Annotated in this window: 13 protein-coding genes; 9 read left to right on the top strand and 4 right to left on the bottom strand. The window is 69.3% G+C overall.

Translation table 11 applies throughout. From position 1 onward, the window contains the following. Positions 1-20: 20 nt before the first annotated feature. The 3 genes from ACFVJ3_RS08120 to ACFVJ3_RS08110 are packed head-to-tail and all read right to left on the bottom strand — an operon-like array spanning position 21 to position 2,757. Positions 21-734 carry a uracil-DNA glycosylase gene (locus ACFVJ3_RS08120; protein ID WP_378451580.1) on the bottom strand — a complete coding sequence of 238 codons (714 nt, stop codon included), beginning with the start codon at positions 732-734 and terminating at the stop codon, positions 21-23. After that, positions 719-2,260 (bottom strand): PH domain-containing protein, encoded by a 1,542-nt coding sequence (locus ACFVJ3_RS08115; protein ID WP_378451579.1) that lies wholly within the window; start codon positions 2,258-2,260, stop codon positions 719-721. The genes ACFVJ3_RS08120 and ACFVJ3_RS08115 overlap by 16 nt, the downstream gene beginning before the upstream one ends. Further along, positions 2,257-2,757, bottom strand: coding sequence for a PH domain-containing protein (locus ACFVJ3_RS08110; protein ID WP_378451578.1), 501 nt, complete (start codon positions 2,755-2,757; stop codon positions 2,257-2,259). The genes ACFVJ3_RS08115 and ACFVJ3_RS08110 overlap by 4 nt, the downstream gene beginning before the upstream one ends. A gap of 83 nt (positions 2,758-2,840) precedes the next feature. Between ACFVJ3_RS08110 and ACFVJ3_RS08105 the strand changes: the two genes are divergently transcribed. From ACFVJ3_RS08105 to ACFVJ3_RS08075, 7 genes are all read left to right on the top strand, one after another. Continuing rightward, on the top strand, positions 2,841-3,026 hold the full coding sequence (locus ACFVJ3_RS08105) for a hypothetical protein (RefSeq protein ID WP_378451577.1): 186 nt from the start codon (positions 2,841-2,843) through the stop codon (positions 3,024-3,026). 46 nt (positions 3,027-3,072) lie between these two features. Next, complete coding sequence (locus ACFVJ3_RS08100; protein ID WP_378451576.1) at positions 3,073-5,691, top strand: bifunctional FO biosynthesis protein CofGH; 2,619 nt, start codon at positions 3,073-3,075, stop codon at positions 5,689-5,691. After that, a complete protein-coding gene (locus tag ACFVJ3_RS08095; protein ID WP_378451575.1) occupies positions 5,688-6,449 on the top strand; it encodes a hypothetical protein in 762 nt (253 codons plus the stop codon). Before ACFVJ3_RS08100 ends, ACFVJ3_RS08095 begins: the two co-directional genes overlap by 4 nt. Positions 6,450-6,557: 108 nt before the next feature. Next, positions 6,558-6,881: a ferredoxin gene (fdxA, locus tag ACFVJ3_RS08090; RefSeq protein ID WP_005239185.1), complete on the top strand. Its 324-nt coding sequence runs from the start codon at positions 6,558-6,560 to the stop codon at positions 6,879-6,881. 2 nt (positions 6,882-6,883) lie between these two features. Continuing rightward, positions 6,884-7,984, top strand: coding sequence for a succinyldiaminopimelate transaminase (dapC, locus tag ACFVJ3_RS08085; protein WP_378451574.1), 1,101 nt, complete (start codon positions 6,884-6,886; stop codon positions 7,982-7,984). 45 nt (positions 7,985-8,029) lie between these two features. Beyond that, complete coding sequence (locus ACFVJ3_RS08080; protein WP_378451573.1) at positions 8,030-8,908, top strand: hypothetical protein; 879 nt, start codon at positions 8,030-8,032, stop codon at positions 8,906-8,908. 53 nt (positions 8,909-8,961) lie between these two features. Next, positions 8,962-9,375 (top strand): PPOX class F420-dependent oxidoreductase, encoded by a 414-nt coding sequence (locus ACFVJ3_RS08075; RefSeq protein WP_378451572.1) that lies wholly within the window; start codon positions 8,962-8,964, stop codon positions 9,373-9,375. Here the strand turns inward: ACFVJ3_RS08075 and ACFVJ3_RS08070 are convergent. Beyond that, a complete protein-coding gene (locus ACFVJ3_RS08070; RefSeq protein ID WP_378451571.1) occupies positions 9,372-9,968 on the bottom strand; it encodes a hypothetical protein in 597 nt (198 codons plus the stop codon). The two genes, ACFVJ3_RS08075 and ACFVJ3_RS08070, sit on opposite strands and share 4 nt — an antisense overlap. Before the next feature lie 156 nt (positions 9,969-10,124). On the opposite strand from ACFVJ3_RS08070, the gene pruA reads away from it, so the two are divergent. Further along, entirely contained in the window at positions 10,125-11,765 is a 1,641-nt protein-coding gene (pruA, locus tag ACFVJ3_RS08065; RefSeq protein ID WP_378451570.1) for an L-glutamate gamma-semialdehyde dehydrogenase, read from the top strand. Beyond that, the gene (locus tag ACFVJ3_RS08060; RefSeq protein ID WP_378451569.1) at positions 11,762-12,739 is read left to right on the top strand and encodes a proline dehydrogenase family protein; all 978 of its coding nucleotides are present in this window, start codon (positions 11,762-11,764) and stop codon (positions 12,737-12,739) included. Before pruA ends, ACFVJ3_RS08060 begins: the two co-directional genes overlap by 4 nt. Positions 12,740-12,746: the final 7 nt, after the last annotated feature.

Genomic DNA, 12,746 nt, shown 5'->3' with positions numbered 1-12,746 from the left:
GATGTACCGTTCGCCCGGGGTCACTCGATCAGCCCGGCCGCGTGCGCGGCGTCGGACAGCACCGACTCGAGCATGGCAGGGGTGAGGCGGCCGGTGAAGGTGTTCTGCTGGCTGACGTGGTAGCACCCGAACAGGTGCAGGGGACGTTCGGTACCGGGGAGTTCGACGTGCGCGCCGTGCCCGAACTTGGGTCGCGGCCGGGGGACGGCCCAGCCGGCGTCGTCGAGGACGGGGAGCAGCGACTGCCAGCCGAATCCGCCGAGCACGATCACCGACCGAAGGTGGGGTTGCAGAATGCGCAGTTCGGCGTCGAGCCAGTGGCGGCAGTGGTCGCGTTCGTCCGGGGTGGGTTTGTTCGCTGGCGGCGCGCAGTGCACCGGGGACGTGATGCGAACGCCGGACAGTTCGAGGCCGTCGCCGATGTGGGTGGCGGTGGGCTGGCTCGCGAGACCCACGGCGTGGAGTGCGGCGTAGAGGAAGTCGCCGCTGCGGTCGCCGGTGAACATGCGCCCGGTGCGGTTCGCGCCGTGGGCGGCGGGGGCGAGACCGACGATCAGCAGGGGTGCATCGGGTGGACCGAACCCGGGAACCGGACGCCCCCAATAGGTTTCGTCTCGGAACGATGCACGCTTCTCGCGTGCGACCCTTTCCCGCCACTCGACGAGGCGGGGGCAGGCTCGGCATTCGATCAGCTGGGCGTCGAGACCGGCGATGTCGGTCAGCGCCGCGCCCACACGTCACCTCCGCCGGGTGTCACCGACTCGACGAGCGACCACGCCTGGTCGGCAGGCAGATCGATCACCAGGTATTTTCCGGTGCCCGCGGGGGTGGCGGCGATGACGGTCGCCACCCCGGCCCGCCGTTGGAAGAACGTCTGACGGACGGTCCACCCGATGATCCCGTCGGCTTCGAGGCTGTCCCGGGCGCGGTCGAGGGAGCCGCTGCGGGTGATCAGCCACCCGGGCAGCACCGCATGGCCGAGGCCGCGGTACCGATCCCACGCCAGCATCACGCCGCCGACGGCGAGCGCGACGATCGCGGCCCACGCGGCCCAGAACACGGACCGATCGACGATCACGAAGACCAGGGCGACGGCGAGCGCGATCTCGGCGGGGATCAGGGCCCGCGTGTAGCGCCGCCGCTGGGCGACCGGCCCGTGCGGGGTGAGCGGGGCCGCGGCCTGACGGTGGTCGCCGATGACGGTGGCCATCACCCGCTCCGCTTCCGTACGCGGCGCCTGGGGGAGCAGCAGTGACGACTCCCGTCTCTCGGCGCTGACGCCGGTCATGACGGCATCCAGTCGGGCGCCGCCTGCGAGCCGGAGGAGGAGCGGTTCCTTGAGGGTCGTACCGCGCAGACGGGCGCGGTCCAGGGTGGTCTGGCGGGTCTTCAGCAGGCCGTGGCTGACGTGCAGGGTGCGGCCGTTGTCCGTCAGTGTCATGTTGCCGTACGTCAGGAGGTACCGGATGCAGGCCAGGGCGCTGGCGGCGATCAGGAGGACGACGATCCCGACGACGACGGCGATGGCGATGCCGACGCGCTCGGCGGATTCGATGCCCTCGGCCACCGTCGACGAGCGGGCGATCTTCGCGCCGATTCCGTACTGGAACGCGAGACCGACGATCGCCGCGATGGTCACCACGCCGGTCGCCGAGAACGGGGCGTAGCGCACCCAGGCCGGTGTCCAGTGGCCGATCTCGGTGACCGCGGGCTCCTGCGTGACCGCGGTCTGCTCGATGTCGTGGGAGGGCTGGCGGGCGAGGAGTGCGGCCCGCAGGTCGGGAACCAGCCCGGTGGAGAGGGCGTTGAGTTCGAACTTCGCCGCGTCGGGTTTGGAACCCACCTGCTGGCCGGTGCCGATGCGCACGATCGACAGCCCGAGCAGGCGATGCAGAACCCCCGCCTCGACATCGACGGACCGGATGCGGTTGCGCGGTACCGACAGCAGGCGTTTGCGGAACAGGCCCTGCCGCAGTTGCACGTGGACCGGGCCGATGCGGTAGCTCGTCGTGAACCAGCGCGAGATGCCGAACACCACGAACACGACGATGGCGACGAGACTCCAGACGTGATTGCCGCTCTGGGTGCCGATCACCAGCGAAATCAGCAACACGGGCAGAAGTTTGACGATCTCGTCGACCGGGTGGACGAGCAGCATCCGGCGGTCCAGACGCAACCAGGGCTGCTCTTCCTCGGCGGCGACCGCGGCCTCGCCGTGCGCGATGGGGGGAGCGATTCCCGGTTCCGGTGCCGCACTCATGTGGCGTCACCGACATTGGTGCCCGCGATCTCGGTGAGCTGCGCGACGGTGCGGTCGGCGGTGTCCTGATCGAGGGCGGAGATCTTGACGGCACCGGCGGACGACGCCGTCGTGACGGTGACGGTCGCCAGCCCGAGCATGCGGTCGATGGGTCCGCGTTCGGTATCGACGGTCTGGATGCGCGAGATGGGCGCGATGCGTCGTTCCTGGGTGAACCAGCCGCTGCGGGTGTAAACCGCGGTGTCGCTGATCTCCCAGCGGTGCACCCGGTACCGCCAGAGCGGGACGACGGCGACGTGGAGGATCGCGAGAACGACGGTGATCGCGAGGACCGTGACGTGCACCCACAGGGGCCACCAGTGGAAGACGAGAGCGACCGCTTGCACGACGAAGAGCGGAAGCCAGAGTAGGGCGGCGTTGATCGCCCACAGTTGCTTGGCCTTGGGGCTGGGCCGCCACAGCGGGTCCGCCATCGTGACGGTGGTGGGCACACTCATGCCCCTACTTTGGCCGTGCCCCGGCATTCTGTCGAGAACCGACCTATCGTGGGAGAACCCCCCGAAGTGAAAGGAGCGCAGACATGACGTCATTCGATGCGGCCGATTCTCCGGAGGTTCCCGAGGCAGACCGGCTGGAGCAAGAACTCGCCGTGGACGACGACAGTTCCGACGAGGTCGCAGAAGTGTCGTCGCTGGAGGTGAACGAGGCGGACGTGGCCGAACAGAGCCGGGCGGTTCCGGTCGACGAGGACTACCCCCGCGGATAGCGATTCGCACGGCTTGCGGGAGTCTGGGTGGCAGTGGTCGTCGTCGATGGCGCATGATCGCTGGGTGACCCATTCAGGTGAAGAATCCGGCCGGCCCACGATGCTTCCCATGCCCGGTGTTCCGGCACCAGCTCCGTCCGGCGCATCTGCGCAGGAAGTGGCCCCCTCCGCCTCCGCCATGCGGCGGGTGCTGCGCCGTGCCCGCGACGGCGCCACTCTGAACGTGGACGAGGCGACGATCCTGCTGCAGGCCCGCGGCGACGACCTGGCCGATCTGTGTTCGTCGGCGGCGAAGGTCCGGGATGCCGGGTTGCTGGCGGCGGGCAGACCCAAGGCGGTCACGTACTCACGCAAGGTATTCATCCCGCTGACGCGGTTGTGCCGGGACAAGTGCCACTACTGCACGTTCGTCACCGTGCCGGGTAAGTTGCGGGCCGAGGGGCGCGGGGCGTATCTGGAGCCGGACGAGGTGCTGGAGATCGCCCGGCAGGGCGCCGAATTGGGCTGCAAGGAAGCCCTCTTCACCCTCGGTGACCGTCCCGAGGATCGGTGGCCGGAGGCCAAGCAGTGGCTGGACGAGCGGGGCTACGATTCGACGCTGGACTACCTGCGGGCGATGTCGATCCGGGTCCTCGAGGAGACCGGACTACTGCCGCACCTGAATCCGGGTGTGATGAGCTGGGAGGAGATCTCCCGCCTCAAGCCGGTGGCCCCGTCGATGGGCATGATGCTCGAGACGACGTCCACCCGGTTGTTCACCGACAAGGGCGAGTGCCACTACGGCAGCCCGGACAAGGATCCGGCGGTGCGGTTGCGCACGCTCACCGACGCCGGCCGGCTGAGTGTGCCGTTCACGACGGGCATTCTGGTGGGCATCGGCGAGACCGTGCGGGAACGGGCGGAATCGATCATGGCGATCCGTAAGTCGCACAAGGCGTTCGGGCATGTTCAGGAAGTGATCGTGCAGAACTTCCTCGCCAAGCCGGACACCGCGATGCGCGACGTCCCGGATGCGGGTCTCGAGGAGTTCACCGCGACCATCGCCGTGTCCCGGTTGCTGCTGGGCCCGGGGATGCGCATCCAGTCGCCGCCCAACCTGGTCTCGAACACCGAATGCGCGGCGCTGCTGGGTGCGGGTGTCGACGACTGGGGCGGCGTGTCGCCGTTGACCCCGGACCACGTGAACCCGGAGCGGCCGTGGCCGAACCTGGACACCCTGGCCCAGATCACGGCGGAGGCCGGGTTCGAGCTCACCGAGCGCACGGCGGCGCAACCGCAGTATGTGCTCGCCGGGTCGCCGTGGATCGATCCGCGGATCACCGGGCACGTGCAGGCCCTCGCGGACCCGCACACCGGACTGGCGAAGCGGGATACGAAGCCGGTCGGGTTGCCGTGGCAGGAGCCGGACGAGTCGTGGGAGTCGACGGGCCGGGTGGATCTGAACACCGAGATCGACACCGACGGCCGCAACACCGAGACGCGCAGCGACCTGGGCAGCGCGTTCGGGGACTGGGAGACCGTCCGCGAGCAGGTGCTGGAGTTGAGCGGCCCGGTGCGGGTGGACACGGACGTCCTCGCGGCGCTGCGCAGCGCGGAACGCGATCCGGCGGGCTGCACCGACGACGAATACCTGGCGTTGGCGACGGCGGAGGGGCCGGGGCTCGAGGCGATGGTGGCGTTGGCGGATGCGCTCCGCAGGGACGCCGTCGGTGACGAGGTGACGTATGTGGTGAACCGGAACATCAACTTCACCAACATCTGCTACACCGGCTGCCGGTTCTGCGCGTTCGCGCAGCGCAAGGGCGACGCGGACGCGTTCACGCTGTCCACCGGCGAGGTCGCGGACCGGGCCTGGGAGGCGCACGTCGCGGGTGCGACGGAGGTCTGCATGCAGGGTGGCATCGACCCGGAGCTCCCGGTCACCGGGTACGCCGATCTGGTGCGGGCGGTGAAGGCGCGGGTGCCGTCGATGCACGTGCACGCGTTCTCCCCGATGGAGATCGTCAACGGCGCCTCCCGCGGCGGGCAGAGCATCCGGGACTGGCTGACGGAACTGCGTGAGGCGGGTCTGGACACCATTCCCGGCACGGCCGCGGAAATCCTCGACGACGAGGTGCGCTGGGTGCTGACTAAGGGCAAGCTGCCCACCGCCACCTGGATCGAGGTGGTGACCACGGCGCACGAGGTGGGGTTGCGGTCGAGTTCGACGATGATGTACGGCCACGTCGACAACCCGAAGCACTGGGTCGGGCATCTGCGGGTGCTGCGCGGAATCCAGGACCGGACCGGCGGCTTCACCGAGTTCGTTCCGTTGCCGTTCGTGCATCAGAGCGCGCCGCTGTATCTGGCGGGCGCGTCGCGTCCGGGCCCGACCAATCGGGACAACCGGGCCGTCCACGCCCTGGCCCGGATCATGCTGCACGGGCGGATCCCGAACATCCAGACCAGCTGGGTCAAGCTGGGTGTCACCGGTACCCAGGTGATGTTGCAGGGCGGCGCCAACGACCTCGGCGGCACGTTGATGGAGGAGACCATCTCCCGGATGGCGGGATCCGAGCACGGATCCGAGAAGACGGTCGCCGAACTGCGGGCCATCGCCGAGGAAATCGGCCGCCCGGCCCGCGAGCGCACCACCACACACGCACGACGGGACGCCGCGGCATGAGCGAGACGGATCGGCTGGGCGACGACAAGGTCGTCGGCATCCTGGATCGTGCCGCGCGGGGCATCAACCCCGTGCTCGATCTGGCCCTCACGGATCCGTTCGGCATCAAGAGCCGGACGTTCACCCCGACCGCGGAGGACCGGGGCGCCGCGGAGGCGCTGCTCGACGGTATCGCCTGGATTCTCGACACCGTGCAGTTCCCGGGGACGGCGTCGTGGGAGAAGGCGAGCGACGACGAGCGGGCGCGGTGGTGGGTGACCCGGATCGGTGCGTTGAACACGATCGTGGTCGCGTTCCCGGGCATGTTCGGTGTGCTTCTCAACCGGTTCCCGATCCAGGACGTGCTCGGGTTCGCGAATCAGGCCGTCGTTCTCGTCGCCGTCGCCCGGGAACACGGCGTGACGAACCGGTCCGACCAGGTGGACCTGCTGGCGGCCGTGCTCTGCCGGCGTGAGACGGACGCGGTGCTCGCCGACACGGCGCGAACCGATTCCGCGGACGGCGAGTCGTTGTGGCGCCCGTTCGCGCTGATCGGCGCGCTGTGGCGCACCGCCCGCACGGTGCGCGCGCTCAGTGACGAACTCGACAAGCGTCCTGGGCCGGGCTCGACCTACTCGCTGCTGGGCAACATCCCGGTGGTCGGTGTGGTGGCCGGGTATCTCGGCGAACGGGGCGCGCTGGTGAGAGCCGCGAAACAGGGCGAGCAGTGGATCGCGTCCCGGGCGCCGTTGCCCGCGGCGGTACGCCGGGTCAGGTAACCCTCACCGCAGAGAGGTCCGCCGGGCAGGCGATAATAGTGTCTTCCGCGGGGTACAAGCGGCCCGTACCCCGTGCCTACTCGTGTCAGAAAGGCAGGGAGAGCGGCAGTGCCCTACACGATTGCTGAACCGTGCGTGGATGTGTTGGACAAGGCGTGTATCGAGGAATGCCCTGTCGACTGCATCTACGAGGGCGGGCGGATGCTGTACATCCATCCGGACGAATGTGTGGACTGCGGCGCCTGTGAACCCGTCTGCCCCGTCGAAGCCATCTTCTACGAAGACGACGTCCCGGAACAGTGGAACGGCTACATCGCCGCGAATGTCGACTTCTTCGACGACCTCGGTTCTCCCGGCGGCGCGGCGAAGCTGGGCAAGGTCGACTACGACCCGCCGTTCGTCAAGGCTCTGCCCCCCATGGGCGAGGACTAGATGTGCCTCGTATCCCGGTAGCCACAGCACTTCCCGACTTTCCGTGGGACTCGCTCGAGTCGGCGAAGGCGAAAGCCTTCGCCCACCCGGGTGGCATCGTCAACCTGTCGGTGGGAACTCCGGTCGATCCGGTCGCCCCGATCATCCAGGACGCGCTGACCGCGGTCGCCGCGGTTCCGGGATATCCGACGACGCACGGCACCGAGGAACTGCGGAACGCCGCGGTGGAGGCGCTGCGTCGCCGCTACGGCATCACCGGCATCGATCCGGCTGCGGTGCTGCCCGCGATCGGCACGAAGGAGCTCATCGCCTGGCTGCCACGCCTTCTCGGGCTCGGCGCAGACGACCTCGTAGTCATTCCGGAGCTGGCGTACCCGACCTACGAGGTCGGCGCGCTCCTCGCCGGTGCGCGGGTGATCCGGGCCGACGGTCTCAACCGGCTCGGCCCGGAGGGCGCGTCGCTGATCTTCGTGAACTCGCCGTCCAACCCCACCGGCAAGGTGCTCGGTCTCGAGCATCTGCGCAAGGTGGTCGACTGGGCGCGCCGCCGGGGCGCCATCGTGGCGTCCGACGAGTGCTACCTGGGGTTGAGCTGGGAAGGCGAAGCCCTCTCGATCCTCGACGAGCGGGTGAACGACGGCGATCTCACCGGGCTCCTCGCGGTGCACTCGCTGTCGAAGACGTCCAACCTCGCGAGTTACCGCGCAGGCTTCGTCACCGGTGACCCGGCGTTGGTGGCCGAACTTCTCGAGGTCCGCAAGCATGCGGGCATGATGGTGCCGTTGCCGATCCAGTCGGCGATGACCGCCGCGCTCAGCGACGACGACCACGAGAACGAGCAGCGTGAGCGGTACCGCCGTCGCCGCGAGATCCTTCTCGCAGCGGTGCGCGGCGCCGGATTCACCGTCGACAACTCCGAAGCCGGGCTGTACCTGTGGGCGACCCGTGGCGAAGCCTGCCGGGACACCGTCGAGTGGTTCGCCGCGCGTGGCATTCTCGTGGCACCAGGGGAGTTCTACGGTCCCGGCGGCGGCACCCACGTACGCATCGCCCTCACGGCCAGTGACGAACGAATCGCGGCCGCGGCCGAACGACTGGTCTGACCCGAGTCTGCCCGGACAGAGCGGTCACGGTGAAAGTATTGGGCCGTGACCCTCGACGACGTCGCCGACGAACTGTACGGCCTCGACCCCGGTGAGTTCGTCGAGGCCCGCACCGCGCAGGTGACCGCGGCGAGGGAGGACAAGGACCGCGCACTGGCGACCGCGATCGGGAAGCTGCGGAAGCCGACGGTCGTCGGCTGGCTCGTCAACCTGCTCGCCCGCGAGCTGCCCGACGAGGTCGGCGCGCTCCTCGCCCTCGGGGACGCCCTCCGTGACGCGCAGCGACACCTGTCCGGCCCGGACCTTCGGCGGCTGAACACCCAACGGCAGCAGGTGGTGCGCGCGTTGGCGCGCAAGGCCGGTGAACTCGCCGCCGAGCGAGGTCGGACGGTCGGGGAGGACGCGCTGCGGGATGTCGGTCAGACGCTGCACGCCGCACTCGCCGACGCCGCGACCGCCGAGCAGGTGCGGCGCGGCCGGGTGGTGACGGCGGCGAGCTACAGCGGTTTCGGTCCGGCCGGACTCGCCGTCGTCCAGGGAAAGACCGCGAAGACCCCGAAGTCCGAACCCGCCACCACGCCCCCGGAGGAGAAGTCGAAGAAGAAGTCGGTGGAGCGCGACCGCGACGCCGAACGCGCGGCGGCCGAGGCCGAACTGGCGGACGTCACCTCCCAGGCCGACGAGGTCCGCGGCGAACTGAACGACGCGAGAACGGAACTGGAGCAGGCGCGGTCGACGCTGACGGAGATCGACCACCGGATCGAGGAGCTGCGCGTCGAACTCGAACACGCCGAGCAGGAGCGGCAGTTCACCCGGAACGCGGAGAAGGCGTCGGCGGAGGCGGTGCACCGAGGCGAACGAGATCTCGATGCGGCGGAGCGGCGCGTCGAGGAAGCCCGGCGCGCAGTCGACGATCTCGACTGACGAATGTCGCGAACGCTTGACCTCGAGTGCGGTTCAGGTTCTAGCCTGACCCCATGTCCTTCACAGAAGAAGAACTCGACTACCTGGCGTCACAACGCCTGGGCCGGCTCGCGACGGTTCAGCCGAATGGCACGTTGCAGGTCAGTCCCGTCGGTTTCCACTACAACGCCGGCACGTCCACGATCGACATCCAGGGCTACAACATGGCGGCGAGCCGCAAGTTCCGCAACGTCGCCGACAACGGGAAGGTGGCGTTCGTCGTGGACGACGTGCCGTCCGTCGACCCGTGGCGGGTGCGCTGCGTCGAAATCCGCGGGCGCGCCGAGTCCCTCGACGCCGAGGCCGCCGAGGCGAACGGTCTCGGTGGACCGACCATTCGCATTCACCCCGAACGGATCATCAGCTTCGGTCTCGGCGCCACCGACCAGGACGTCCATCAACTCGTGTCGAACGCACGCGACGTCTAGACGTACGCGACGTCCGGACGGTAGCCGGCTGCGAGGACGGCGACGGTGGACGGCGGTGTCAGGACGGTGGCGGTGCCGGCCGGCCGGTTCGCCGGAGTCCCGTATCCCTCGGCCGACCACGGGAGGACGGTGCCGCCCAGCACGACCGCGGGTCCGCCGTCGAACAGCGCGAACGCGCCGTCGGGCAACGACGACCACGCGGCCTCGTGCGTGCGCTGGTGGGAACCGACCAGCCGCTCACCGTGCAGCCGGGCGTCCATCTCGTCCGCGCCGGGCAGCCCACCCCCGTTGGCCGACTGCCACGCGACGCGAAAGTCGTTGTACCGCTCGCGTCGGCACAGGGCGCACGGCCGATGTCCTGCCGCGAGGGCCAGCGCCTCGTCGTGGAAGAACAGGACCGTGTAGTGGCCCCCGCTCCACTGGGCGACGGTGCGGGCCGGGTAGTCGGTGACGCAGATGATCCACCGCTTGCCTGCATGGTTGCGCACGACGGTGTGTCCCCGGTGCAGGCAGCCCCGGTTTCCCATGAACCGGCCACGGAGTGGAATCGCGACGATCTCGGATCGGGGTGACACACGATTCCGTTCGGCCATGTGCCGATGGTAGCCAGCCGACCCGCGCGTCAAAACCGGATGAGTACCCCAGTCCGGCGCTAACCTGGGCTCAAGGGTTCCGCTCGGACGGGTGTCCCCGTCCGCCCGCGGTCCCGGTCACAGTTCCTCACGATCTGAGGGCAGGAGGCAGGCAGCATGGACGCCATCACCCAGGTTCCGGTGCCCACCAACGAGCCGGTCCACACGTACGCGCCGGGCAGTCCCGAACGTTCCCGAGTGCAATCGGCACTCACCGACATCGCCACCAATCCCGTCGACATCCCGCACGTGATCGGTGGCAAACACCGGCACGGTAACGGCGACCGCGTGGACGTCGTGCAACCCCATCGGCACTCCGCCGTGCTCGGCACGCTGCGCAGCGCCACCCACGACGACGCGTCGGCGGCGGTCGAGGCGGCCACGGCCGCGGCGCCCCACTGGCGGGCGCTGTCGTTCGACGACCGGGCCGCGGTCATCCTGCGCGCCGCCGACCTGCTGTCCGGGCCGTGGCGCGAAACGCTCGCCGCGGCGACGATGCTCGGCCAGTCCAAGTCGGTCCAGCAGGCGGAGATCGACGCACCGTGCGAGCTGATCGACTTCTGGCGCTTCAACGTTCACTTCGCACGCCAGATCCTCGCCGATCAGCCGATCTCCTCACCCGGTGTGTGGAACCGGCTCGAATACCGTCCGCTCGAGGGCTTCGTCTACGCCATCACGCCGTTCAACTTCAGCGCGATCGCAGGCAACCTGCCGACCGCGCCTGCGTTGATGGGCAACACGGTGATCTGGAAGCCGTCGTCGACGCAGACCGTCGCCGCGTACTGGACTGTGAAACTGCTCGAGGCGGCGGGAATGCCTCCGGGTGTCATCAATCTGCTCACCGGCAGCGGGCAGGCGGTCTCGGAAGTGCTGCTCAGCGATCCCCGCCTCGCGGGCATCCACTTCACGGGTTCGACCCGGACGTTCCAGCATCTGTGGAGCGAGGTGGGCGCGAACATCGGGAAGTACGCCGGCTACCCCCGGCTGGTGGGAGAGACCGGCGGCAAGGACTTCGTGGTCGCGCACGCCTCGGCCGACGAGGACGTGCTGCGGACGGCGCTGATCCGCGGCGCGTTCGAATACCAGGGCCAGAAGTGTTCGGCCGCCTCCCGTGCCTACGTCCCGAAGTCGCTGTGGCGGCGGATGCGGGACACGTTCACCGCGGAAGTCGACGCCCTCACCTACGGTGACGTGACCGACCTGGAGAACTTCGGCGGCGCCCTCATCGACCGGCGCGCGTACGACAAGAACGTCGCGGCCATCGAACGGGCCCGCAGCGCCGCCGGACTCGAGATCGCCGTCGGCGGCAAGTACGACGACAGCGTCGGCTACTTCGTCCGCCCCACCGTGCTCCTCGCGGACGACCCGGCCGACGAGGCGATGACCACCGAGTACTTCGGTCCGATCCTGACGGTGCACGTGTACGACGACTCGGCCCCGAACGCGTTCGCCGACGTGCTCGCCAAGGTCGACTCGGCGGCCCCGTACGCGCTGACCGGTGCGGTGATCGCCGACGATCGCCAGGCCGTCGAGCAGGCAACGTCGGCTCTCCGGTTCACCGCCGGAAACTTCTACGTCAACGACAAGCCGACCGGTGCCGTCGTCGGGCAGCAGCCGTTCGGCGGGGCCCGCGCGTCGGGCACGAACGACAAGGCCGGGTCCAAGCTCAACCTGCTGCGGTGGGTGTCGGCCCGCACCATCAAGGAGACGTTCGTCCCGGCCACCGACTACCGATATCCGCACATGGGGTCGGAATGAAAGCGCCCACGGTTCTGGCGAATCCGCTGCGCCCGGCGATCCTCGCGGCGGCCCGGTCGTCCCGCGTCAAACGGGCGGTCACCGGCGCCCCGGTCACCCGGAAACTCGTCGACCGCTTCGTTGCCGGGGAGAACCGGGAATCGGCGCTCGCGGCCGTTCGGGAGATCCTCGATTCGGGCCGGTCGGTGTCGATCGACTTCCTCGGTGAGGACACGCGTGACGCCGCGGGAGCCCAGGCGACGGTCGACGAATATCTGGCGCTCGTCGCCGATCTCGGTGCGCTACCGGAAGCGGCGGAAGGGACTCCGGGTGTTCGCCGGCTCGAGGTGTCGATGAAACTGTCGGCACTCGGACAGGCGCTCGCCGGCAACGGCCGCAGGATCGCCACCGACAACGCCCGCACGATCTGCGCCGCCGCGGAGGCGGCCGGGGTGTGGGTGACCGTGGACGCCGAAGACCACACGACCACCGATTCGACGTTGGCGATCGTGCGCGAACTCCGCACCGACTACCCCTGGCTCGGTGCGGTGGTGCAGTCGTACCTGCGACGCACCGAGGACGACTGCCGTGCCCTCGCCGGCCCCGGTTCGAGGGTCCGGCTCTGCAAGGGGGCGTACCGGGAACCCGAGTCCGTGGCATTCCAGGACCGCGCTGCCGTCGACGCGTCGTACCTGCGATGCCTGGGGATCCTCATGGAAGGGTCCGGGTACCCGATGGTGGCCTCGCACGATCCGGCTGTCATCGACGCGGTCGCCCCGCTGGTCGGGCGCACCGGCCGCGCCGCGGACGCCTACGAGCACCAGATGCTGTTCGGAATCCGGGACGTCGAGCAGCGCCGGCTCGCGAACGAGGACAAGCAGGTTCGGGTGTACGTGCCATACGGAAGTCAGTGGTACGCCTATTTCATGCGGCGACTGGCCGAGCGTCCCTCGAACCTGCGGTTCTTCCTGCGCTCGGTGGTCACCCGGGACTGACCGGCGC

This window comes from Rhodococcus sp. NPDC127593, assembly GCF_042671975.1.
Lineage (GTDB): Bacteria > Actinomycetota > Actinomycetes > Mycobacteriales > Mycobacteriaceae > Rhodococcus_F.
Note: the sequence above shows the minus strand (reverse complement) of the source record. Positions and strands in the feature narration are given on the sequence as shown.

Excerpts from the sequence above, each read along its gene's own strand:
- ACFVJ3_RS08070 (WP_378451571.1), bottom strand. The coding sequence starts at position 9,968 with ATGGCCGAACGGAATCGTGTGTCACCCCGATCCGAGATCGTCGCGATT.
- pruA (WP_378451570.1), top strand. The coding sequence starts at position 10,125 with ATGGACGCCATCACCCAGGTTCCGGTGCCCACCAACGAGCCGGTCCAC.
- ACFVJ3_RS08115 (WP_378451579.1), bottom strand. The coding sequence starts at position 2,260 with ATGAGTGCGGCACCGGAACCGGGAATCGCTCCCCCCATCGCGCACGGC.
- ACFVJ3_RS08075 (WP_378451572.1), top strand. The coding sequence starts at position 8,962 with ATGTCCTTCACAGAAGAAGAACTCGACTACCTGGCGTCACAACGCCTG.
- ACFVJ3_RS08060 (WP_378451569.1), top strand. The coding sequence starts at position 11,762 with ATGAAAGCGCCCACGGTTCTGGCGAATCCGCTGCGCCCGGCGATCCTC.
- ACFVJ3_RS08110 (WP_378451578.1), bottom strand. The coding sequence starts at position 2,757 with ATGAGTGTGCCCACCACCGTCACGATGGCGGACCCGCTGTGGCGGCCC.
- ACFVJ3_RS08100 (WP_378451576.1), top strand. The coding sequence starts at position 3,073 with ATGGCGCATGATCGCTGGGTGACCCATTCAGGTGAAGAATCCGGCCGG.
- ACFVJ3_RS08105 (WP_378451577.1), top strand. The coding sequence starts at position 2,841 with ATGACGTCATTCGATGCGGCCGATTCTCCGGAGGTTCCCGAGGCAGAC.
- ACFVJ3_RS08095 (WP_378451575.1), top strand. The coding sequence starts at position 5,688 with ATGAGCGAGACGGATCGGCTGGGCGACGACAAGGTCGTCGGCATCCTG.